The organism is Streptomyces sp. NPDC057287, from assembly GCF_042667905.1.
Classification (GTDB): Bacteria; Actinomycetota; Actinomycetes; order Streptomycetales; family Streptomycetaceae; genus Streptomyces.
Genome location: NZ_JBHUYV010000004.1, coordinates 336890 through 360569, shown reverse-complemented (window position 1 = coordinate 360569; position 23680 = coordinate 336890). Strand labels below are relative to the sequence as shown.

The window sequence follows — 23680 nt, the reverse complement described above, 5'->3', positions numbered from 1 at the left end:
CCGGGGCCGCCCCCCCCCCGCCCCGGGTATTGCGGGCCGCGGGGCCCCATACTCATTCCCCCCCCGGGGGGGGCCGGGCCCCCGGGGCCGCCCCCCCCCCACCCCTGGCGGCTCTCACCGACCGCCGTCGACCCGGCGCTGTGTGCGCAGGAGGTACTCCTTGCGGTTCAGCGGATCACGGTCGGTCCTGGACCTGTGCGGAACAGGGCCGTCGACCGGCCGGTAGTCCTCGAAGGCGGACTCCAGCACCCCTTCCCCGCGTGTCATCCCCGGCAGCAGCTGCTGCAGCTCGTGGACACGGGCGGCCGGGACCACCCCCTCCACGGTGCAGACACCCCCGTCCGTCACCGGGGGCCCCGGAACGGCGTGCAGCCGTGCGAGGACCGGTACCAGCGGACCGAGCGCGTCGGCCGGCAACTCGGCGCGGAAGTGGTGCATGGGTTCGTACACCGTGGTTCCGGCCCGCTTCAACGCCTCCATCAGCACCAGTGGCGTCAGGTTCCGGAAGTCGCCCGCAGTGCTCGACATGCTCTTGTCGAACACCGCGTGCGCGTGGCTCTGCCGGGGCCAGTACCCGGAATGGGTCAGGGTGACCGTGCAGTCGGTGACCCGCCATCCGTGAATTCCCTGGGCGAGCGTTTCCGCGACGGTGTCCTCCACCGCCCGCATCAGGGAGTACGGCATGGAACCGAGCTCGACCTCACGGCGGAATCGCACCCCGCTGCCGAAAGGGGCGGGGTCCACCCGCAGGCCGACGGTGGCGAGAAAGGGATTCGGCTCCACGTCGATGAATTCGACGGCCGCGCCCGTTCCCGCGGGCCGCTCCAGACAGATGGTCGTCGTCTCCCGGAAGCCGACCTCGATGCCGTACTCGTCCGCGAGCGTCGCCTGGATGACCTCCTTCTGCACTTCGCCGTAGAGCGACAGGGAGACCTCCTGGCGGACCTCGTCGCGGCGTACGCCGATCAGCGGGTCCTGCTCCGCCAGGTGTCCGAGGGCGATGTGCAGTGCGCCTCTGTCCTCACGGCGGTGCGGGGTGACGACGGTCTCCAGGGTGGGTGGTGCGAAGTGGGACCGCGTCGGCCGCCCGGCCCGTTCGCCGATGGTGTCGCCGATCCGGACGGTGTGGAGACCGCGCAGCCTGCCGATCCGGCCCGCCGGGAGCGCGTCGCCGCGGATGTCCTTCCCGTTGTCGAAGACGGTGATGGCGGAGATCTTGCCCTCGCGGGCCTCATGGTCACCGTCGCCCAGCAGCCGGACGCGTTCGCGGGTGCGTACCTGCCCGGTGAACATGCGGGCGTACGCGATCTTCTCCCCGGCCGGACCACGCTCGACCTTAAACACGGTTCCCGAGGCCGGGCCTTCGACGGCCTGGCCGGCCGACGGCAGGAACTCGGCGATCCCCGCAGTCAGTTCGGCCACACCGGCGCCCGTGGCGGCGGAGCCGAAGTACACCGGGTGCACCAGCGCCTGACGGGTCTGCGCGGCCAGCCGCTCGCGCAGCCGGCCGTACGGAACGCCCGCCGCGCCCTCGACGTAGGCGGCCAGGAGGTCGTCGTCGTGGCCGGTGAGCAGATCGGTCAGTGCGGTGACGAAGGCCGGGTCCCCGGCGGTGAGGGCCCGCGTGCGGGCCCTCCTGGTCCCCGCGGCGTCGACCGAGCCCATGGCGACGACCGAGGGTGACAGCCGTCGTGCGATGTCGGCGAGGACGCCTTCGCACCGCGCGCCCGCGCGGTCGGTCTTGTTGACGAACACGAGTGTGGGGATCCGCAGACGGCGCAGGGCGCGCATGAGGATGCGGGTCTGCGCCTGGACGCCCTCCACGGCGGACACGACGAGCACCGCGCCGTCGAGCACACCCAGGACCCGCTCCACCTCGGCGATGAAGTCCGGGTGCCCGGGGGTGTCGATCAGGTTGACCGTGACGCCGTCGACGGCGAAGGACACCACGGCGGACTTGATGGTGATGCCGCGCTGCCGCTCCAGGGCGAGGGAGTCGGTCTGTGTGCTGCCGTCGTCGACGCTGCCGACCGCGTCGATGACTCCGGCGTTGTGGAGCAGCCGCTCGGTCAGGCTCGTCTTACCGGCGTCTACGTGCGCCAGAATTCCCAGGTTCAATGTGTGCACTGAGCTTCAGGTCCTCGAGATAGGGATTGATTCCTGTCTGGGTGGACTCAGAAGCTCGGCGCATGGACATCTCCCGGGTTGATCAGCTGGTGCCGGAATTACAGCAGGCGGTCGTGCCGGAGGGCAATCGGTTAATTCCGCAGGTGCGGGAAGCGGAGTTCGGTACGGCTGCGCGCGGTGTCGCCGGGGCGCAGCACGGTGCTGGGCAGGTCGGGCCGGTTGGGCGAGTCGGGCAGGTGCTGGGTCTCCAGGCAGACCGCGCCGTGCCGTTCGTGGCGGCGGCCGGTGGCGTCGGTGAAGGAGCCGTCGAGCTGGTTGGCGGTGTAGACCTGGATGCCTGGCTCCGTCGTCCACACCTCCATGACCCGGGCCGCGTCCGGGGCGGTGAGCCGTGCGGCGCGGCGCAGGCGCCCGCCGGAGTCGCGCAGCACCCAGGAGTGGTCGAAGCCTCCCGCCGCGCCCAGTTGGTCGTCGTCCTCACCGAGGCACTCCGCCAGGACGCGGGGGGCGGTGAGGTCGAACGGTGTCCCGCGGACCTCGGCAGGCGGCCCGAGCGGGATGCCGTCGTCGTCCACCGGCAGGTAGGAGTCGGCGTCGACCTCCAGGCGGTGGCCGAGGATGTCGCCGTGGCCGGCCAGTTCGAAGTAGGCGTGGTTGGTGAGGTTGACGACCGTGGGGCGGTCGGTGACGGAGGCGTATTCGACGGCCAGGGTGCCCGCCGTGTCGAGGGTGTACGTGACCGTGGAGTCCAGCGCCCCGGGGAAGCCCATGTCTCCGTCGGGGCTGTGCAGGGTGAGCCGCACGGACACGCTGTCGTCGGTCCGGTCCGCGTCCGCCTCCCACACCTTGGTGTGGAAGCCGTCGGGGCCTCCGTGCAGGGCGTGGCCGCGGTCGTTGGCGGGGACGTGGTGCTCGGTCCCGTCCAGGACGAAGCGGCCGTGCGCGATGCGGTTGGCGTAGCGGCCGACGACGGCGCCGAAGTAGGGGTGCTTCGCCGTGTAGTCGTCGAGGGTCTCGAGGGACCGGACGACGGAGGCGGTGGCCCCTGCGGTGTCGGGCACGGTGAGGCTGTGCAGCGACGCGCCGTAGGTCAGGATCTCGGCACGGACACCCGTGCCGCTGTCGAGGGTCCACAGGTCGGTCCGGATCCCGTGGGCGGAGCCGAAGGGGGTGCGGTGCACGGTGGGGCGCGGCATCAGAGGTCCTCGGTGTGGCCGGAGTCGGGCCCGGGGGTGGTGGATTCGCGTACGACGAGGCGGTAGCCGGGGCGTGGCCTGCGCGGTTCGGCGACGCCGGGTTCGCCCGAGAGCTGTGCGACGAGGCTGTCGACGGCGAGGCGTGCGATGGCCTCCTTGTCGGGGGCGATGGTGGTGAGTGTGATGGTCGTGTAGCGGCTCTCCTCGATGTCGTCGAAGCCGACGACGGCGATGTCGTCCGGGATCCGGAGGCCGCGTTCGGTGATGCTCCGCATCGCCCCTATGGCGATGAGGTCGTTGTACGCGAACACGGCGTCGGGCCGGTCCTCCCGGTCCAGGAGCCGCGCCATGCCGGCGGCCCCGTCCTCGCGGCCGTAGCCGTCGGTGACCACGACGAGGGATTCGTCGGGGGTGATTCCGGAGGCGGCGAGCTCCTCGCGCCAGCCCCGCAGCCGCAGATGCGCGGGCTGGCGTTCCTGTCCCGTGCGCGATCCGAGGAAGGCGATGCGCCGGTTCCCCTGGCCGACGAGGTGGCGCACGGCCGCGCGGGCGGCCGCCACGTTGTCGATGGCGATGTGGTCGTACGGCGCCTCGTACTCGCGCTCGCCCAGCAGGACCAGCGGCGCCGTCTCGGTGCGCGCCATGAGGTCCTCGGTCTCCAGATGGATCGGGCTGAGGATGAGGCCGTCGATCACATGGGACCGGAAGCCCTGGCTGACCAGGAGCTCCTTCTCCCTGAGGCCGGCGGTGTGGTCGACCAGGACGGTGTAGTCGTGCCGGGCGGCCGCGTCGATGACCGCTCCGGCCAGCTCGGCGAAGTAGGGGTTGCCGAATTCCGGGACGGCGAGGGCGATGATGCCCGTACGGCCCTTGCGCAGGTGGCGGGCGGTGAGGTTCGGCCGGTAGCCGAGCTCGTCGATCGCCTTCTGCACCTTGGCGCGCATGCCTGGTGTGACGTGCTGGTAGTTGTTCACCACGTTCGACACGGTCTTGATGGACACGCCCGCCCGTTGTGCAACGTCCTTGAGGCTGACGCCCACGGCACTCCTTGGTTCGGCTCGGCTCTGCTCGGTTCTCTGGTCCGGCCCTGAGCGGCCGGCTCGTTGTCAGGTGCTTCTGCGACTGCGCGCGAGATAGCGCTGGGCCACCACGACAACGATAAGGAAGCCGCCGCTGACGACCGACTGGTACGAGGAGTTGAGCGAGCCGATCTGGTTGATCAGGTTCTGGATGACGGCCAGCAGGAGGACGCCCCAGAGGGTGCCGCTGATGGACCCGGCGCCTCCGACGAGGAGGGTGCCGCCGATGACGACGGCGGAGATGGCGTCGAGTTCCATCCCCACACCGACGATGGTGACGCCGGAGGACAGCCTGGCCGCGTTGAGGGCACCGGCGAGCCCGGCGAGGAGCCCGCTGAGCGTGTAGACGAGGATCTTCGTCCGGGCGACGGGGAGACCCATCAGGGTGGCCGCGTCACTGCTGCCGCCGACGGCGAAGAGGGTCTGCCCGAACGAGGTGCGCTGCAGGACCAGTCCGCCGGCTCCGAAGAGGACCAGGGCGATGAGGATGGGGTATCCGAAGCCCCAGACACTGCCCTGGCCGAGCTCGCCGAAGGCGGAGTCCTTGGGCACCAGGTAGGTGGTGGCGCCCTCGTCGGTGAGCGCGAGCAGCAGGCCGCGGGCGCCCAGCAGGGTGGCGAGGGTGACGATGAAGGGGGCCATGTTCCCCCGGGCGATGAGGAGCCCGTTGAGCAGGCCGATCCCGCCGCAGACCACGAGGGGGAGGAGCAGCGCGGCGAGGAAACCGTACTGCGAGGCCCAGGCGGCGAGGACTCCCCCGAGGGCGAAGACCGATCCGACGGACAGGTCGATGCCGCCGGTGATGATGACCATCGTCATGCCGAGTGCGACCACGGCGAGGAAGGACGCCTGGATGGTCACACCACGGGCGTTGTCCAGCGAGGCGAACGTCGGGTAGATGAAGGAGGCGGCGATCACGACGGTCAGCAGGACCGCGAGGACGCCTTGGCGTTGCAGGAGTTCGGCGGCGCGCTGCCGGCCGGTCTGCTCGGGGCCGGCGGCCGGACGGGCCGTGGGCGCCTTCGTCGGCACCGGGGCCGGGGCGGCGGTGACGGGCTTGGTTTCGTTCATCGGGACCGACGCTCCCGGGCGACGTAGACGGCGGCGATGATGATGGCCGCCTGGGCGATCTGTGCGGTGGAGTCGGGCAGGTCGTGCTTGACGAGCGTGGCCCGCAGGAGCTGCATGAGCAGGGCGCCCGCGACGGTGCCGAGCACCCGGACCGATCCCCCGTTGAGGGGGGTGCCGCCGACCACGACCGCCGTGATGGCGGAGAGTTCCATGAGGGTGCCGAGCGAGGACGGGTCGCTCGCGGTGAGCCGGGCCGTGGCGAGGATGCCGGCGAGACCGGCGAGTACGCCGCAGAGCACGTACACGCCGATGAGGACCCGCTTGACGGGCAGCCCGGCGAGGGCGGCGGCGGAGCGGTTGCCGCCGACGGCCACGATCTGCCGGCCGAAGGTGGTGCGCTGCACCAGGAACGCGACGGCGACGGCGAGCACTCCGGCGATCCACACGACCAGTGGGACGCCGAGGAAGGAGCCGGTGCCCAGCGACAGCAGGTCGGGGTTGACGATCTGCTTGAGCTGGCCGTCGGCCATGACCAGGGCGAGTCCCCGACCTCCCACGAAGAGGGCGAGCGTGGCCACGATGGGCTGCAGGCCGACGAGTGAGACGAGGGCGCCGTTGACGGCTCCGACGACCGCGCCCGCCAGGAGCGAGACGACGAGCGCGGGTACGAGCCCGTAGCCGAGGTACAGCGGCAGGAAAGCGGCGGCGAGCGCCATGGTCGAGCCGACGGACAGGTCGACGCCCTCGGTCCCGATGACCAGGGCCATGCCCAGGGCGACGATGACGATGGGGGCGACCTGGACGAGCTGGGTGCGGAAGTTGTCCGCGGTCATGAAGTGCTCGGTGAACAGGGCGTTGAAGAGCAGCACCACCGCCACGGCCACGTACACGCCGTACCGCTGGTACCAGGAGGGATCGCGCAGACGGGCCAGTGGGCTCGCGGAGGTTCGGGGCTGTTCGCTCTTCGTGGGCGGTGCCACGGCGGTATCGGTCATCGGGGGTCCTCCTGGGCGGCCGGGGCCGTGTCCGCCGGTTCCGGTGCGTGGTCGGCGAGCACTTCGAGCAGCCGGTCCTCGGCCACGTCGTCGCCCGACAGCTCGCCCGCTACCGCTCCGCCGCGCAGGACGACGATCCGGTCGGCGCCTTCGATGAGTTCCTCGATGTCGGAGGAGATGAGCAGGACGGCGAGGCCCTCCCGGGCGAGGTCGTCGATGAGGCTCTGCACCTCGGCCTTGGCCCCGACGTCGATGCCCCGGGTGGGTTCGTCGAGCAGGAGGACCTTGGGCTCCAGGCAGAGCCAGCGGGCCAGCAGGACCTTCTGCTGGTTGCCGCCGGAGAGTTCCCCGACCTTCTGCTCGGGGCTCGACGCCTTGATCCGCAGGCGGTTCATGAAGATGTCGACGATCCGGTCCTGCTTGGCGCGCGAGACGACACCGGCCCGGGAGAGGCGGGGCATGGCGGCCAGCACGATGTTCTCGCGGACGGAGAGGCCCGGCACGATGCCTTCGGCCTTGCGGTCCTCGGGCAGCAGGCTGATGCCGGCCCGGATCGCGGCGGCCGGGGTGAGGCGCTTCAGGGTGGTGCCGTCGACGGTGAGTTCGCCCGCGTCCAGGGGCAGCGCACCGGACAGGGCCTTCGCCGTCTCGCTGCGGCCGGAGCCGAGGAGGCCGCCGAGGCCGAGCACTTCTCCCGCGTACAGGGACACGGATATGTCGTGGAGCTGGAGGCGGCTGGAGAGGCCGGTCGCGGTGAGGACGGGCGTACGGGCGGCCTCGTGTCCCTCCGCGGCGAAGTTGGTGACGCCGGAGCGCCGCACCTCGGACAGGTCGCGGCCGAGCATCATCGACACGAGCTGCATCCGGTCGAGGTCGGCGAGGTCGCCGGTGTGGATGTGGCGGCCGTCGCGCAGGACCGTGACCCGGTCGCAGATCCGGTAGAGCTCGTCCATGCGGTGGCTGACGTAGAGGACGGCGATGCCCTTGTCCCGCAGGTTCCCGATGACCCGGAAGAGGGTCTCGACCTCGCGCGGCTCGAGCGAGGAGGTGGGCTCGTCCATGATGACGACCTGGGCGTTGACGGAGACCGCGCGCGCGAGGGCGACCATCTGCTGGGTGCCGACACCGAGGGTGTGCAGGGGGCGGCGGGGGTCCACGCGTACGCCGAAGCCGTCGAGCAGCTCGCCGGTCTCGCGGTGCATACGGGCGAAGTCGATGAGGCCGAAGCGGTTGCGGGGCTCACGGCCCAGGAAGATGTTCCGCGCCACGCTCATCAGCGGGACGAGGTTGACCTCCTGGTAGATCGTGGAGATACCGGCCTGCTGTGCCTCGAACGGCCGGGCGAACCTGACGGGTTCGCCCGTCATCCGCAGTTCGCCCCCGTCCGGCCGGTACACACCGGTCAGCACCTTGATGAGGGTGGACTTGCCCGCGCCGTTCTCGCCGACCAGGGCGTGGGTCTCCCCGGCGCGCAGGGAGAAGCTGACGTCGTCGAGGGCGACGACGCCGGGGAACCGTTTGCTCACCGAGCGGGCTTCGAGCACGGCGGAGGCCGTCGGCGCGGCCGCCTCCGGTGCCTGAGGTACTGCTTCGGGTGGTGCCATGGGTGTTCTTGGCCTTCCGCTGTCCAAGGAGGAGGGCCCGGGGGCCGCCGTGGCCCGGTGAGGGTGCCGCGGCGGCCGGGGCCGTTGGGTTCAGGAGCGGATCAGTACGCCCCGCCCAGCGATGCCTTGGCGTTGGTCTCGTCGTAGGCGCGGTCGCTGATGATGACGTTCTCGGGGATCTCCTCGCCGCCGTAGAACTTCTGGGCGGTCGCGAAGGCCAGCGGTCCGAAGCGCGGGTTGGACTCGATGACGGCGTTGTACTCGCCGTTGACCAGGGCCTGCACGGCGTTGCGGGTGCCGTCGACCGACACGATCTTGACGTCCTTGCCGGGCTTCTTGCCGGCGGCCTTCAGCGCGGTGACGGCGCCGAGGCCCATCTCGTCGTTCTCGGCGTAGACGGCGGTGATGTCCGGCTTGGACTGGATGAGCTGCTCCATGACCTGCTGGCCCTTGTCACGGGCGAACTCACCGGTCTGCTGGGCGACGATCTCGATCCCGGGGGCCTCGGCCTTGATCTGGTCGACGAAGCCCTTGGTCCGGTCGGTGGTCACGTTGTTGCCGGAGGCGCCGAGGAGGATCGCCACCTTGCCCTTGCCGTCCGTCGCCTTGATCATCGCGTCGGCGGCGCGCTTGCCCTGCTCGACGAAGTCGGAGCCGAGGAAGGCCACGTAGTCCTTGCACGCCTCGGAGTTGACCTTGCGGTCGATGGTGAGGACGGGAACCTTCTTCGCCGCCGCGGCCTTGAGCGCCGGCTCGAGGCCGTCGGAGTTCAGCGGGGCGATGATGAGGAACTGGGCACCCTGCGACAGCATGTCCTGGATGTCGCTGATCTGCTTGGACAGCTGCGACTGCGCGTTGGTGGTGAGCAGCTTCTTGACGCCGACCTTGGCGGCCTCGTCCTTGATGGACTGGGTCTCCGCGATGCGGAAGGGGTTGGCCTCCTTCTCCGACTGGGAGAAGCCGACCACCGCGTCCTTGAGGTCGATCTTGGGCGCGCCGTAGGTCTGCAGCGAGCAGCCGGGGCCGGATGCGGCCTCGGGAGACTTGGCCGCCTGTGCTCCCTGGCTGCTGTCACCGCCCGCGTTGTCCGATGTCTCCGACTTGGAGCAGCCGGAAACGGCCAGCGTGGCGGTGGCGGCGAGCAGGCAGGCCGCGGCGAGGGTACGGGATCGACGCTGGGTCATCATGCGCGGGACGCTCCTTGGCGAGGTGACGGCACGCCGTTCGGCGTGCGGTCGGGCATGGCGGGACGGTGCATCGGCCGCTGGGCGGCAGATGACGACGTATCCCTCACGAAACCGCTTCCAGCTGCGGAAACGGGTGGCCGTGAGGGCTTGTTCGGCCTCTCGGCGGCTCGGTTTACAACGTTATATAGGCGCGGCGGCGCAGGCGGCAAGAGAGTTGTCGATGCGTTTCCAAAATGTGTCGGGCCGGGGCACGCCGCTCGGCGGGGCGGTACGGCACCAGGTGCTGCGCCCCCTCTGGACACCGGCTTGACCGCGTGCTGTCATACCGCCGACATCAATTTTCCAACGTTGCACAGCTGTTGTCGCTCCGTCAGCTACAGGCGCGACGACTTCCTTCGCCATGCGCCGGTCCCGTCCGGGCCGGTCACCCCACCCTTGTCCGGCAGAGCAGAAGCGGAGTCCCCACACGATGCCCCTGAACCGCAGGCAACTCATGACCGGCGCCCTGGCCACCGCCGCCGCGGTGACCGCGGGCGGCCGCTGGGCCACCACCGCGACGGCCGCGGAGGGCGTGATGGCCGCCGCGCCCGGCGGCCACTACTCCCCCAACGCCGCGCCCCTGCACCCGACGGCCTTCCTGAAACTGCCGCCCGGGAAGGTCACCGCCAAGGGATGGCTGGCCGGCCAGCTCCGCCTCCAGCTGGACGGCCTCTGCGGCCGCTACGAGGAGTTCTCGCACTTCCTCGACTTCGAGACGTCCGGCTGGGTCCGCACCGACCGGGGCGGCTGGGAGGAGGTCCCCTACTGGCTGCGCGGATACACGGATCTGGCGATCGTCACCGGTGACGCGGCGGCTCTCGCCACCGCACGCCGGTGGATCGACGCGGTCCTCACGACCCAGCAGTCAGACGGTTTCTTCGGCCCGAAGTCCCTGCGGACCGCACTCAACGGCGGCCCGGACTTCTGGCCCTTCCTGCCCCTGATCCAGGCCCTGCGCTCCTGGCAGGAGTACAACGGCGACAACCGGATCATCCCGTTCCTCAGCAGGTTCTTCCGCTACATGAACGCCCAGGGCCCCGGCGCCTTCAACACCAGCTGGATCGCGCTGCGCTGGGGCGACGGTCTGGACAGCGTGTACTGGCTGTTCAACCGCACCGGCGACACCTTCCTGCTCGACCTCGCCGACAAGATCCACCGCTACGGTGCAGACTGGGGCGACAACCTGGTCAACCCGCACAACGTCAACATCGCCCAGGGCTTCCGGGAGCCCGCCCAGTACGCCCTGCGCAGCGGCGCGCAGCAGGACACCCGGGACACCTACGGGACGTACGCCAAGGCCATGGACCAGTACGGGCAGTTCCCTGGCGGCGGCTTCGCCGGCGACGAGAACGCCCGGCCTGGACACGGTGACCCCCGCCAGGGCTTCGAGACGTGCGGGATCGTCGAGTTCATGGCGAGCCACCAGCTGCTCACCCGGATCACGGGCGACCCCCTCTGGGCGGACCGCTGCGAGGAGCTGGCCTTCAACTCGCTGCCGGCCTCGCTGGACCCGTCGGGGAAGGCGATCCACTACGTCACGAGTGCGAACAGCGTCGACCTGGACAACGCGCCCAAGAAGGACCGGCAGTTCCAGAACGGCTTCGCCATGCAGGCGTATCTGCCCGGCGTCGACCAGTACCGCTGCTGCCCGCACAACTACGGCATGGGCTGGCCCTACTTCGTCGAGGAGCTCTGGCTGGCCACCCCGGACGGCGGCCTCGCAGCGGCGATGTACGCGGCCTGCGAGGTCACCGCGAAGGTCGCGGACGGCACGGAGGTCACCTTCACCGAGGAGACCGGCTACCCCTTCACCGACACGGTCACCCTCTCCCTCAAGGCCCCGAAACAACTGCGCTTCCCCCTGGTCCTGCGCGTTCCCGCCTGGTGCGCGGAGCCGGAGGTCCGAGTGAACGGGCAGCGTGTCACCGCCCCGGCCGGCCCCGCGTTCACCCGGATCGAGCGGACCTGGTCCGACGGCGACAAGGTCACCCTGCGCCTGCCGCAGCGGACCACCGTGCGCACCTGGGCGGGCAACCACGGCTCGGTCAGCGTCGACCACGGGCCGCTGACCTACTCCCTGCGCATCGGCGAGACGTACGAGCGCATCGGCGGCACCACGCAGTTCCCGGAATACGCCGTCCACGCCACCACCCCGTGGAACTACGGCCTCGTCCTGGACGGCGCACGCCCCACGGACTCGCTCCGCCACCGCTCCACCGGACGCGCGCCCGGTGACAACCCCTTCACCCTGGAGAACACCCCGCTCGTCATGACAGCCCGCGCCCGCCGCATCCCCGAGTGGAGCGCGGACGGCGAGCACGTGGTGGCGCCCCTCCAGGCGAGCCCCGCGCGCAGCACCGAGCCGGTCGAGGAGGTCACGCTCGTCCCGATGGGCGCGGCGCGGCTGCGGATCACGTCCTTCCCGACGGCGAGCCCGGACGGGGCGCCCTGGCTCGCGGACCGCTGGTACCGGATCGCCAACCGGAACTCCGGCAAGGTCCTGGGCGTGGACGGCATGTCCACCGCCAACAGCGCCCACGTCGTCCAGTTCGGGGACACCGGGACGGCGGACCACCTCTGGCGGCTGGTGGCCAACGGCGACGGCTGGTACCGCATCCGCAACCAGCACTCCGGCAAGGTGCTCGGCGTCGACCTGATGTCCACCGCCAACAGCGCCCACGTCGTGCAGTTCGACGACAACGACACGGCGGACCACCTCTGGCAGCTCGTGCCGGACGGCGGTGGCTGGTACCGCGTCCGCAACCGCAACTCGGGCAAGGTGCTGGGCGTCGACGGCATGTCCGGGGCCGACAGCGCCCACGTCGTCCAGTACGACGACAACGGCACCGCGGACCACCTCTGGCAGCTGCGCTGAGGGGCAGCCCGCCCTCCGGACCACCTCTGAGCCACTCCCCCGCGCCGATCCGGCGCGGGGGGACCTTCCCTCCATCAAGGAGATCCTCGGATGAAGCCCGCACCCGCACCACGTCCCCGCACCTGGTGGAGACGGTTAACTGCCGGCACCGGCCTGATGGCACTTCTGGCCACCGCTCTCGTCGGGGCCGCCACCGCCCCGGCTGCCGCCGCACCCACCGCCTGGACGCCGAAGCCGGCCCCCATGACGACACCCTGGACGAACCAGGTGTCCGTCGACAACCCGCTTCCGGAGTACCCGCGCCCCCAGCTCACCCGTCCCGACTGGGCCAATCTCAACGGCATCTGGGACTTCGCGGTGACCGGCCGCGACGCGGGGCAGCCGGCGTCGTTCTCGGAGCAGATCCGGGTCCCGTTCGTCGCGGAGTCCTCGCTCTCCGGGATCAAGCGCAGGATCACCGAGAACGACAAGCTCTGGTACAAGCGCTCCTTCACCGTGCCGTCGAACTGGAACGGCCGCCGGACCGTGCTCAACTTCGGCGCCTCCGACTGGCAGAGCACCGTATGGGTCAACGGCACCCAGGTCGGGGCGCACAAGGGCGGCTTCGACTCGTTCTCGTACGACATCACTCCTCAGCTCAACGGTGGCACCAACACGATCGTGGTCTCCGTGTACGACCCGACGCAGACCGGCGGCCAGGCCGTCGGCAAGCAGCGGATCAACGACGTGAACCCCCACTCGGGCGGCGGGATCTTCTACACGGCGGCCTCCGGCATCTGGCAGACGGTCTGGCTGGAGCCCGTCGCGGCGTCGCACGTCACGCGCCTGGACATGACGCCGAACCTCGGCAACAGCACCCTGCGGGTGAAGGTGCAGGCGGCGGCCGGCAGCGGGCGGACCGCACGGGTCACCGTCTCCAGCGGCGGCACCGTCGTGGGTACGGCGACGGGAGCGCCCGGCTCGGAGATCTCCGTCCCGGTGCCCGGCCCCCGGCTGTGGAGCCCGGACGACCCGTTCCTCTACGACGTACGCGCCGACCTGCTGGACGGCGCGACCGTGGTGGACACGGTGGGCAGCTACGCGGGCATGCGGTCGATCGCGATCGCGAAGGTGGACAACATCCTGCGCCCCGTCCTCAACGGGAAGTTCGTCTTCCAGACGGGCACGCTCGACCAGGGCTACTGGCCCGACGGCATCTACACGGCGCCCACCGACGCCGCCCTCAAGTCGGATCTCCAGGCGCACAAGGACCTCGGCTTCAACATGGTCCGCAAGCACATCAAGGTGGAGCCGCAGCGCTGGTTCTACTGGGCGGACAAGCTGGGCCTCCTCGTCTGGCAGGACATGCCGGCGATGGACACCGGCAAGTCCCCCGACAGCGCGGCGCGGACCCAGTGGGAGGCCGAGTACCACGCGGTCATCGACCAGCACCGCAGCTCGCCGTCGCTGGTCATGTGGGTGAACCAGAACGAGGGCTGGGGCCAGTACGACCAGGCAAGGATCGCGAACGAGGTCAAGGCGTACGACCCGTCCCGGCTGGTCAACAACATGAGCGGGGTGAACTGCTGCGGTTCCGTGGACGGCGGCAACGGTGATGTGGTCGACAACCACATCTACGTCGGCCCGGGCAACACGTCACCCACCTCGACCAGGGCCGCCGTCCTCGGGGAGTTCGGCGGGCTGGGGTGGAAGGTACCGGGCCACGAGTGGTACCCGGGCGGCGGCTTCAGCTACGAGGACCAGGCGAGCGTCGCGGCCCTGAACAACCGCTTCGTGGGCCTCCTCGACAGCATCCGCGTCGGACAGCTCCCGGCCGGGCTCTCGGCCTCCGTCTACACGGAGATCACCGACGTCGAGAACGAGGCGAACGGGCTGCTCACCTACGACCGCCAGGTGGTCAAGGTCGACACCGCCCGGGTGAAGGCCGCCAACCAGGCCCTCATCCAGGCCTCGAAGACGCCTGCCCCGCCCGTCACCCTGCCCACCGGGCAGTACAAGTCGCTCCGGGTCACCACGCCCGGCCACACGAACAAGTACCTGCGGCACTCCGAGGCGCTCGCGTACACCGCGGTCGTCGACAGCGCGAGCAGCGCGCTGCTGAAGAGCGACGCCACCTGGAAGGTCGTCACCGGTCTGGCGAACAGCAACTGCTACTCGCTGGAGTCCCGCAACTACCCCGGTGAGTACCTCCGGCACCAGGACTTCCGGGTCCGCCGCGACGCGAACGACGGCTCGGCCCTCTTCAAGGCCGACGCCACCTGGTGCGCGGTCGCGGGCAGCGGCGGGGTGAGGTTCTCCAGCGCGAACCTGCCCGGCAGCTACATGCGGCACATCGGCTCCGAGGTGTGGCTGGCCACCCCCGGCGGCGGTCACGCGTGGGACAACGCGGCCACCTTCGCGGAGGACACCACGTGGGCCGTGGACAGCCCCTGGGCTCCCTGAGGTGAGCCACCCCGGGCCCGGTGCCGGCCACGTCCGGCCGGCACCGGGTCCGGCGGGCGTCAGGCGTCGCCCATGACCAGACCCTCGATGGTGTGCTTCTGGACGATGGGGGTCAGCTCCTCCACGACCGGGCAGTGCAGGTGGGCCCGGACCCGTCCGGGCAGCGACGACCAGTACTCCCTGGTGACCGCCAGGTCGTGCTGGGCGTCGTTGCCCGCCCCCGGCGCGTCGACACCGAGCACCAGGACCGGCCGGGAGTCGGACGACCGGTTGGCCGTGCCCCGGTGGATCGTGAGGGCGGAGCGGGCCGATATGTCGCCCCTCCGGGGATACTTCCGCTCGGCGAGCCCCTCGTAGCGCGGGTAGGTGTCGCGGGGCGGGAACATCCCGTGCCCGAAGCCGGGGCCGTCGTCCCACTGGGTGCCGGGGGCGATCTCGAACGGCCCCATGTCGTCGCGCGTGTCCACGGCGGTGAGGTTGAAGGCGAGCGAGGTCAGCCGGCGTTCGCCACGGGTGGCGTCCGGCATGGGGAAGTCCCTGTGCCAGGGCTGGTTCACCGCTCCCGCGAGCGGGACGTCGAAACCCAGCTCGACGATCCGGTAGTCGGGCCCCAGGACGGCCTCGGACACGGCGCGCACCCATGGATGGTCGACGAGGTCCACGAAACCCCGCAGCTGCTCGGGGTGGATCTCCACGTAGAAGCGGTGGGGGCCCCGGCCGACCGCTCCGCCCTCGCGTCCGCGCGCCTCGGCGAAGGCCGTCTCGATGTCCTCACGCATCACGTCGGCCCACTGCGGGGTGAAGGCGCCCCGGCACGCGGTGATGCCGGCCGTGTACAGGTCGTGGACAGCCGCGTCGAGGTGTGAGGCGGTGGTCGGGGCGTCGGTCATGGCAGTGGTCCTCTCGTCGGGGCAGCCGGGCAGCACGCGGTCCGGGAGGGCGCGTTCCTTGCCCTCCCGACCTGTCATCCCTCATGTTGCAACGTTGCAAACAACGAAGCAATAGGGAGCGCACACCGAGCTGGACGGGGACTGTTACGGTGCTCACCGCGGAGGGAGCGGCCGACGGCCGGCCCCGCGCAGAGGGACAGGAGCGCACCGACCGTGGCAGCGAGACTCAAGGACGTCGCCGCGCTCGCCGGCGTGTCCGTCCGGACCGTCTCCAACGTGGTGAGCAACGCTGCGGCCGTGGCCCCGGCGACGCGCGCCCGGGTCATGGCGGCGGTGGAGGAGCTGGGCTACCGCCCCAACCTCGCCGCCCGCAACCTCCGTCAGGGGCGCACCGGTCTCATCGGGGTGGTCGTGCCCGAGATCCACTCCCCCTACTTCGGCGCGCTGACGGGTCTCCTCATCGACGCGGCGCAGGAGCGCGGTTGGACGGTGCTCCTGGAGCGGACCGGAGGGCGCCCCGACCTGGAACGGCGGCTTCTCGACGGGTCCGAGGGGCACCAGGTCGACGGGATGATCATCAGCCCCTGGTCAACCTCACCGGCCGACCTGGCCTCGCTCGCCGGAGGCCTGCCCCTGGTGGTCCTGGGCGAGCTGGAGCCGGACGGGTCCATCGACCACGTCGCCCTGGACAACGTGGGGGCGGCCAGGGACGCGGCTCGGCATCTGGCCGCGCGGGGCCGTCGGCGGGTCGCGGCGATCGGCCTCCAGTCCGGACTGGGCCACGGCACGGCCGAACTGCGCGCGGAGGGATTCCGTCAGGGGCTGCGCGAGGCGGGTCTGCGTCCGGTGGCCGAGGCGGAGGTGGCCGACCTGCACCGGGCGGAGGGCGCACGGGCCATGCGTGAACTGCTGGATCTGCCCGAGCCTCCCGACGCCGTCTTCTGCTTCAGCGACGAACTCGCCCTCGGCGCGCTGCGCGTGGCGGCCGAACAGGGCGTGCGAGTGCCCGACGACGTGGCGTTGATGGGGTTCGACGACATCGAGGACGGCCGGTTCGCAGCCCCGTCCCTCACCACGATCGCCCCTGACCGGGAGCAGATCGCCGAACGTGCGGTGCAGTGCCTGACCGAACGTGTCTTCGGCCGCCTCGACACCCTGCCCGCCAGGCGGATCGTGGTCCCGCACCGCGTGCTGGTCCGGGAGAGCACCGGAGCCGCCGTCTCACCTGCGTGACGTCCGGGGTGCGGCCCTCGCACGTACGACGGCGACCGCGTCGCGCCCGCGGAGAGGCCTCGGGGCGGGGACCGGTGCGCGGCCGGCACTCCACCGCTCCGGGGGCGCTCAGCTCTCGTCGGGCCTGGGCGTCGCGTTCCGCAGACGGATGCCGCTGAACTGCATGGTGCTGGGCACCACCGCTTCCCAGAATCCCCAGAGGTTGTCGAGCACGCGCAGCTGGATCCCGGCTTCCCGGTGCAGCTCGACCAGATCGCCGACGGGCTCGGCCGGGCCGAGCGGCTCGACGGGCCCGGTCGAGACGAAGGCGTGGGGCACAGGGTCGCCGAAGGGGCGGAACGACGTGGCGGCGAAGCGGTAGGCGAACAACTCGACGCTCATGAGCCGCTCCAGCCAGCTGTACTCGATGGCGTGCACCCGCCGGCCGCCACCCGGGCCGAGGATGCGCTCGCGGTCGGGCCGGGACGTGTGCGGCGCGGTCCACGCCATGGCGCGCGGACACTGGCGTGGAAACCAGTAGGCCGGGGCCTGGGCGCCGTCGACGGCCCAGACGTACGCCTCCGGCTGCCGGGCGGTGGCGGCGACGTGCGGACGGAACAACGAGATCTCGGGGTCTTCGGAGAAGTGCAGCACTTCTCCTGGTCGCGGACGCATGCACCGGTTCTACCGCACAGCCGCCGGCCGCCGTCGCCGCCGGCGTCCAGGACCCGCCGTGCGCACGGCCCTCCGGGCAGGACAGCGCGGAGCTCCCGGCAGTGCGGCGCGTGCACGCACTGCCGGGAGCGGTCCTGCGGGGGTGCCCCCTACGGCTGTTCGCCGTCGGGGTCGCTCCTTACGGCTGTTCGCCGTCGTGGAGGGCGGTCACCTCCTGGTCGGTGAGCGCCTTGTCGAACACCTGGACCTGGTCGACGGAGCCGTTCCAGAAGTCGGTGTTGCCGCCCGACCACTTGGCGCGGCCGACGGAGAGCGCGCCGCTGCTGACGTCGGCGGTCCCGGCCGGCGCGGTCTGGGCGAGCTTGCCGTCGACGTACAGCTTGATCTCGTCGCCGCTGCGCACGCCGACCAGGTGGTACCACTTGCCGAGCTCGGGCTTGATCTCCAGCCGGGCCCGGTGCGCGCCCGGGGTCGAGAAGGCGAAGCCGCCCTGTCCGTACTGGAGGTAGAACGGGTTCTCCTGGCGGCGGCCGTCCTGGCTGACGACGGTGCCGTAGTTGCCCGGGAGCGCGTCGAGCGACGCCCAGGCGGAGATGGTGTAGTCACCGGTCGTGTCGACGACCGGGCCGTCGGTCTCCGCGTACTGGCCCTCGCCGTTGAACTTCAGCGCCGAGCCCTGCACGCCGGCCGTCCAGGACGTCCCCTCGGAGAGGGTGAGGTCCTTGTGGTTCGGGCCGCTGTCGGCCGCCTGGGTCCCCTTGTTCTCGTCGAGGGACCAGGCGCCACCGCCCTTGATCTCGTCGCGCTCGCCCGCGGCGGCGCCGGCTGCGATGACCTCCTGGTTGATCTTCCGCACCTTCGCGGGGTCGACCTTGATCTCGCGGCGGTCGTACGTCCAGAGGCCGTTGAGCTCGTTCTCGAGGTCGGTCACCTGGGTGTAGATGGAGCCGGAGAGCTCGGCGCGGGCCGCGTCCAGGTAGTACGTACGGGTGTTGTCCACGTACTTGGCGGTCAGCGCGTCCTTGTCGGCCACACCGCTGTAGATCGCGGTGGGGGCACCCGGCCACATGTTTCCGGGCATCCGAAGGGTGAAGCCGCCGTGCTCGCCGTCCATCGCCGCGCGGTTGTCGTCCGGGAAGGCGGGGTCGGTGTTGTTGTAGTCGTGGTGGTCGATGATGTCGCCCTTGCCGCTGTCACCCTTGGAGTTGCAGCAGTTCACACCACTGTGGGCGTTGACCACCCGGGAGGGGTCGGCGGCCTGGACCTTCTCGGTGATCTTTCCGGTCTCGGTGCGGTCCCACTCGCCCCAGCCCTCGTTGAAGACGATCCAGGCGCCGATCGAGGGGTAGTTGTGCAGCTGCTCCATCATCTCGGCACCCTGGTCGAGGAAGGCCTTCTGGCCCTTCTCACCGGTGATGTTGCCGGAGACGAAGTCCTGCCAGACCAGCAGTCCGAGCTGGTCCGCGTGGTAGTACCAGCGGGCGGGCTCGACCTTGATGTGCTTGCGCACGGAGTTGAAGCCGAGGTCCTTCTGCGCCTTCAGGTCGAAGACCAGGGCGGAGTCGCTGGGCGCCGTGTTCAGGCCGTCGGGGTAGAAGCCCTGGTCGAGCTGGGCGAGGGAGAAGAACGGCTTCCCGTTGAGCACCAGCTTCTGGTAGCCGCCGACCTTCGCGACGCCGAAGGAGCGCATGCCGAAGTAGCTGTCGACGGTGTCCTTGGAGCGGCCGTCCTTGAGGGTGACCTCCAGGTCGTACAGGTACGGGTCGTCCGGCGTCCACAGGTGCTGCTTGGCGACCGGGAGGCTCAGCTCACTGTTGGCCGCACCGGTGACGGTGCCGACGACCTTGCCCTTCTTGTCACGGGCGACAGCGGTGACCCGGGCGGACTTCGAGGCGGCCTCGGAGTTGACCGTCAGGGCGAGCCGGCCCTTGTCGATGTCCGGCGTGGTCTTCAGGGAGTCGACGGCCGCGGGCGCGACGGGCTCCATCCAGACGGTCTGCCAGATACCGGAGGAGGCGGTGTAGAAGATGCCGCTGGGGTTGGCCGACTGCTTGCCGGTGGGCTGGTCGGCACCGGTGGTGTCGGTGACCGCGACCACGATCTCCTGAGGACCGCTGCCCTTGAGGGCGTCCGTGATGTCGGCGCTGAAGGCGGTGTAGCCGCCGGTGTGCTCGGCGACCTGCTTGCCGTTCACCCAGACCCGCGCCTGGTAGTCGACGGCGCCGAAGTTCAGCTTCAGCCGCTCGTCACTGCTCCGCTTGCCGACCGACCAGCTCTTCGGCACGGTGACGAGCTTGCGGTAGAACATGTGGTCTTCGTGGCGTTCCAGCCCGGAGAGCTGGGACTCGACGGGGTAGGGCACGGTGATGCGCTCGTCGAGCGGCTTGCCGAAGACCGGCTTCTCGTCGGCGGTGGCTCCCGCGAACTCCCAGGGCCCGTTGAGGTTCTTCCAGTCGTCGCGCACCTGCTGCGGGCGGGGGTACTCGGGCAGCGGGTTCTTCGGGTTCACCTTCTCGCCCCACGGGGTGAGCAGCCGGTGCGTGGAGAGGTTCTTCGCCCTGCGGCTGATCTCCGGGACGGTCTCGTCGCCGTTCTTCAGGCCGCCCTCACCGTCGTACGCGAACCTGACCTGCTGGTTCTTCTGGACGGCTCCGCCCAGGGTGACGATGATCGCCTTGCGGTTGTTCGAGGCCCTGACGACCGACTTCACCGGCATCGGCGTGGTGTCCGCCTCGATGCCGAGGTGGCCCTTCACGTCCTGGATGCCGCTGACCTCGTGGTCGAAGGTCGCCTGCACCTTCAGGCCGTCCTCGGAGACGCTCAGCCCGACCGGGTAGACCTCGAAGTCGGCCGGCGGGGTGAACGCGGACTCGGGGACGATCTGCTTGGCGAGCTTCGCGCTCGACCAGCGCAGGAACATGTTCGCCCCGCCGATGTCCTGGAACATCTCCAGCCGGAAGGTGTGCTGTTCACCGGCCTTCAGGGTGACGGGCTTGCTGGTCTGCTCCTTGTCCCAGTCCGGCTCCCAGTGGTCGATGACGGCCTTGTCGTCGATGAAGAGGCGGAAGCCGTTGTCCCCGATGGCGGAGAAGGTGTAGTCGCCGTCCTCGGGGGCGGCGATCTGCCCCGTCCAGCGGGCGGTGGTGTGCTCGGTCTTTCCGGTGGCCGACTCGAACGCACCGGTCAGGCCGGGGAAGTTGATCTCCGGGTCCAGAGCCGTGGCACCGAGCTCGGCGAAGTCACGAGCGCCCGGGGCCGACATGGCGAAGTACTCGCCCTTGAGGCCGTGCACCTCGGTGGAGGGGTCCTGCGATGCGAACGCCGTTGCGGAGACGGCGTCCGAGGCGGAGGGTGCGGCGGCCGGGGCCGCCGCGGCAGCGGTCGGCACCAGGGTGGCCCCTACCGGGAGCAGCAGCGCCGCCGTACAGGCGAGAGTTCTGAAAAACGTGCGGGGGCGGGCTAGTTGTCGTATCAAGGCGTCGTCCTCGTCGAAGAAGCCGGAGTGCCCCGGACCGCGGAGCACTGCACATAGTCGAACATTGAGCCACAGCCTCAAACACCTGACAACGGTCGTGCACGCAGAATTTTCAACGATAGAAAAATGAGACCTTTTTCGCGGGGTTCGCCGGGCACGCCGATCCCGGCGAGCGGCGACGCGCCGCCCACCGAGCTCGGAGCCAGGGCCCGTTCGCGTACTACTGCGGAAGATTCGCAGGTCCGGTGGCCCAGGACGTGTTCGGCCGGTCACCGAGCCCGTAGCTCAACGACTCTCCTCGGATGACCAGTCGTGCGTCGGTCCAGGACCGGTCACTCACTCGTCCGTCCACGCTCAGCGTGTCGATGTACGGATGTGTCGCATCGGCCAGCGGAGCACTGATGGCGATGTCCCCGCCCTGCTCCCGGTGCAGCACCGCGGACGGGAAGAGCGGCGCTCCGAGGAGCAGGGTGGCACTGCCGGGAGTCTGCGGGTAGACGCCCAGGGCCGAGAAGACGTACCAGGCGGACATCGTGCCGAGGTCGTCGTTGCCGGGCAGGCCGCGGGGACCTGTCCCGTACACCGTGTTCAGGATCTCGCGTACGGTCTCCTGGGTCTTCCACGGCTGCCCCAGCGCGTTGTACAGCCACGGGGCGTGGATGCCGGGCTCGTTGGTCGGGTCGTAGCGCAGGGCGTCGCCGCCCTTGACGGACCAGGAGCCGTCCGCCTTGTGGAAGAAGCCGTCCAGCCGCCGTGCCGCCGTCTCCCGGCCGCCCATGGCCTCGGCCAGCCCCTGTACGTCCTGCGGGACCATCCAGGTGTAGGTGGCGCTGGTGCCCTGCGCGAAGCCCCGGTCGCTGCCGGGAGCGAAAGGGGTCACCCATGAGCCGTCGAGGTTGCGCGCCTGGATGTAGCCGGTGGTCCCGGCGCCGTCGCTCGCACCGGGGTTGAACACGTTGCGCCACCAGAGGCCGCGCTCCTCGAAGGCGGCGGCCTCCTCGTCACGCCCGAGGAGCCGGGCCCACCGGCCGAGCGCGTCGTCGGCGACCGCGTCCTCCAGGGTCTCCGCCGCACCGCCCCAGCAGTGGCACACGTCCTGGGCCGCGTAGTGGGACTCCAGGTACTGGGCCAGGTTGGGCCGCTGGCCGGTGCACTGACCGGGGCAGCCCGCGTCGGAGAGGCCGTCCGGGTGGGGCACCGTGGCCTGACGGGCCAGGGACTCGAAGGCGCCCTCGTAGTCGAAGTTGCGCACACCCATGGCGTAGAACGTCGCCAGGGTGGCGGCAGTCGGGTCGCCCGTCATGACGTGGGTGGCCCCGTTGACGTGCACCCAGCGGTCCCAGACACCGCCGTTCTGCCGCGCGAAGTTGTACAGCGACTGGGCGAAGTCGCCCGCGATCCGGGGCTTGAGGAGCGCGAGGAGCTGGATCTGCGCCCGGTACTGGTCCCAGCCGGAGAAGTTGCTGTACTGCGCCTTCTGACCGCGTGTCACGCGGTGCGGCTCGCCGTCCATGCCCGGATAGCGCCCGTCCGTGTCGCTGATCAGGTTCGGCTGCATCAGCGAGTGGTACAGCGCGGTGTAGAACGACGTGCGCTGCGCATCGCTCCCTCCGCCGACGCGCGCGGAGGAGAGCTCACGGTCCCACGCGGCGGTACCCGCCCGGGCGACGTCGTCGACGCTCGCCCTGGGCGCGATCTCCTTGCGGAGGTTGGTCTCGGCTCCGGCCCGGCTGACGTAGGAGATCCCGATCCGCATGCGGACGTCGTCGTCGGCCGAGGTGTCGAAGCCGACCCATCCGCCGGATCCACGCCCGGCACGGTCCGCCCCCGTGGCATATCCCTCGCCGCCGCTTCCGCTGGTGGCGCCCGGCATCAGGGTGCCGTCGCGCCAGGTGCCGGTGGCGGCGAAGTCGCGGTCGAAGGAAGCGCTGAAGTAGAGGCGGTAGTAGCTCTTGCGGTTGTTGGTACCGCCGTTGGCGCGCCGGCCGCAGAACGCCCCCGTGAGCACCGAACCGGTCACCTTGCGGTGCGCGGTGTCGATCTCGATCCGGGCGTCCTCGCTGCCGTTCAGGGAGTTGGACACCCTGAAGAGCAGGCTGGCGGGCTTGTCCGCCGGAAAGCTGAAGTCGGCCACACCGGCGCGTTCGCTCACCGCCAGGTCGGCGCCGGCGCCGGAGTCGAGCCCGACGGTGTAACGGCCGGGCACGGCACGTTCGTCGTCGTGCGAGAAACCGGAGGCGTAGACGGCGTCCTTCGTGTCGGCGGACGGCGAGGAGGTGACGTCGCCGACGAACGGCATGATCGGCACGTCTCCGGCGGCGCCGGGGTTGCACCCTGCTCCGTTGACGTGGGTGAGGCTCAGGCCGCGCATCCGGGTCACCCCGTACTCGTAGCCGTTGGCCGCCCCGGTGCTCGTCTGGTCGCCCGTGGTGCTGGTCGGCGACCAGGCCATCATGCCGTACGGGCGGACCGCGCCGGGGTAGGTGTTTCCCCCGTTCGACGTGCCGATCATCGGGTCCACGTAGGCGGTGGGACGCGTGACGAACGCGTCGGCCTGGGCAGCGGGCGGCGTGACGGCTCCGGCGAGCGCGCCGGTGAGGAGGATCGCGGCGGTCCGCGCGGCGAGGCGCCGGGCCGCGGACGGTCTGGAGGGCATGTTCTCGGATACCTCCGACGGAGATGGACAACGTTGTCAACACCGTTCGCACAGCGGCGCGGCAGCGTTGATCGATTCGCGGCCGAGCGTAGGTCCCCACGGCGTGCGAGGGAATGCCGCGGACGGATCCGAGCGGTGAACGAGTCGTGAACGGGCC

Annotated in this window: 14 protein-coding genes; 3 read left to right on the top strand and 11 right to left on the bottom strand. The window is 70.5% G+C overall.

From position 1 onward, the window contains the following. Positions 1-114: 114 nt before the first annotated feature. The 7 genes from ACFUNE_RS10455 to ACFUNE_RS10425 all read right to left on the bottom strand — a co-directional run bounded on the left by ACFUNE_RS10455 (position 115) and on the right by ACFUNE_RS10425 (position 9259). Positions 115-2127, bottom strand: a complete 2013-nt coding sequence (locus tag ACFUNE_RS10455; RefSeq protein WP_383564791.1) for a GTP-binding protein — start codon at positions 2125-2127, stop codon at positions 115-117. A 131-nt stretch (positions 2128-2258) separates the two neighbouring features. Beyond that, positions 2259-3323 carry an aldose epimerase family protein gene (locus ACFUNE_RS10450; RefSeq protein ID WP_383564788.1) on the bottom strand — a complete coding sequence of 355 codons (1065 nt, stop codon included), beginning with the start codon at positions 3321-3323 and terminating at the stop codon, positions 2259-2261. Continuing rightward, a complete protein-coding gene (locus ACFUNE_RS10445) occupies positions 3323-4363 on the bottom strand; it encodes a LacI family DNA-binding transcriptional regulator (RefSeq protein ID WP_383564786.1) in 1041 nt (346 codons plus the stop codon). The genes ACFUNE_RS10450 and ACFUNE_RS10445 overlap by 1 nt, the downstream gene beginning before the upstream one ends. Before the next feature lie 66 nt (positions 4364-4429). Continuing rightward, positions 4430-5473, bottom strand: coding sequence for an ABC transporter permease (locus tag ACFUNE_RS10440; protein ID WP_383564784.1), 1044 nt, complete (start codon positions 5471-5473; stop codon positions 4430-4432). Next, the gene (locus ACFUNE_RS10435) at positions 5470-6468 is read right to left on the bottom strand and encodes an ABC transporter permease (RefSeq protein WP_383564782.1); all 999 of its coding nucleotides are present in this window, start codon (positions 6466-6468) and stop codon (positions 5470-5472) included. Before ACFUNE_RS10435 ends, ACFUNE_RS10440 begins: the two co-directional genes overlap by 4 nt. Further along, the gene (locus ACFUNE_RS10430; protein WP_383564780.1) at positions 6465-8072 is read right to left on the bottom strand and encodes a sugar ABC transporter ATP-binding protein; all 1608 of its coding nucleotides are present in this window, start codon (positions 8070-8072) and stop codon (positions 6465-6467) included. The genes ACFUNE_RS10435 and ACFUNE_RS10430 overlap by 4 nt, the downstream gene beginning before the upstream one ends. Before the next feature lie 101 nt (positions 8073-8173). Next, the gene (locus ACFUNE_RS10425; RefSeq protein WP_329225561.1) at positions 8174-9259 is read right to left on the bottom strand and encodes an ABC transporter substrate-binding protein; all 1086 of its coding nucleotides are present in this window, start codon (positions 9257-9259) and stop codon (positions 8174-8176) included. Positions 9260-9728: 469 nt separating this feature from the next. Here ACFUNE_RS10425 and ACFUNE_RS10420 point away from each other — a divergent pair, with 469 nt between their 5' ends. Both ACFUNE_RS10420 and ACFUNE_RS10415 read left to right on the top strand, forming a co-directional pair. Continuing rightward, entirely contained in the window at positions 9729-12173 is a 2445-nt protein-coding gene (locus tag ACFUNE_RS10420; protein ID WP_383564777.1) for a beta-L-arabinofuranosidase domain-containing protein, read from the top strand. A 90-nt stretch (positions 12174-12263) separates the two neighbouring features. Beyond that, positions 12264-14615 (top strand): AbfB domain-containing protein, encoded by a 2352-nt coding sequence (locus ACFUNE_RS10415; RefSeq protein ID WP_383564775.1) that lies wholly within the window; start codon positions 12264-12266, stop codon positions 14613-14615. Between the two features lie 59 nt (positions 14616-14674). Here the strand turns inward: ACFUNE_RS10415 and ACFUNE_RS10410 are convergent, their stop codons facing one another. Continuing rightward, positions 14675-15505, bottom strand: coding sequence for a phytanoyl-CoA dioxygenase family protein (locus tag ACFUNE_RS10410; protein ID WP_383564988.1), 831 nt, complete (start codon positions 15503-15505; stop codon positions 14675-14677). A 213-nt stretch (positions 15506-15718) separates the two neighbouring features. Between ACFUNE_RS10410 and ACFUNE_RS10405 the strand changes: the two genes are divergently transcribed. Next, entirely contained in the window at positions 15719-16738 is a 1020-nt protein-coding gene (locus ACFUNE_RS10405) for a LacI family DNA-binding transcriptional regulator (RefSeq protein WP_383564773.1), read from the top strand. A 108-nt stretch (positions 16739-16846) separates the two neighbouring features. Here ACFUNE_RS10405 and ACFUNE_RS10400 read toward each other — a convergent pair whose 3' ends face one another. From ACFUNE_RS10400 to ACFUNE_RS10390, 3 genes are all read right to left on the bottom strand, one after another. After that, entirely contained in the window at positions 16847-17392 is a 546-nt protein-coding gene (locus tag ACFUNE_RS10400) for a DUF6886 family protein (protein WP_383564771.1), read from the bottom strand. Between the two features lie 178 nt (positions 17393-17570). Continuing rightward, positions 17571-20915, bottom strand: a complete 3345-nt coding sequence (locus ACFUNE_RS10395; protein WP_383564769.1) for a LamG-like jellyroll fold domain-containing protein — start codon at positions 20913-20915, stop codon at positions 17571-17573. A gap of 172 nt (positions 20916-21087) precedes the next feature. Then, entirely contained in the window at positions 21088-23523 is a 2436-nt protein-coding gene (locus ACFUNE_RS10390; RefSeq protein WP_383564767.1) for a GH92 family glycosyl hydrolase, read from the bottom strand. Between the last annotated feature and the right edge of the window lie 157 nt (positions 23524-23680).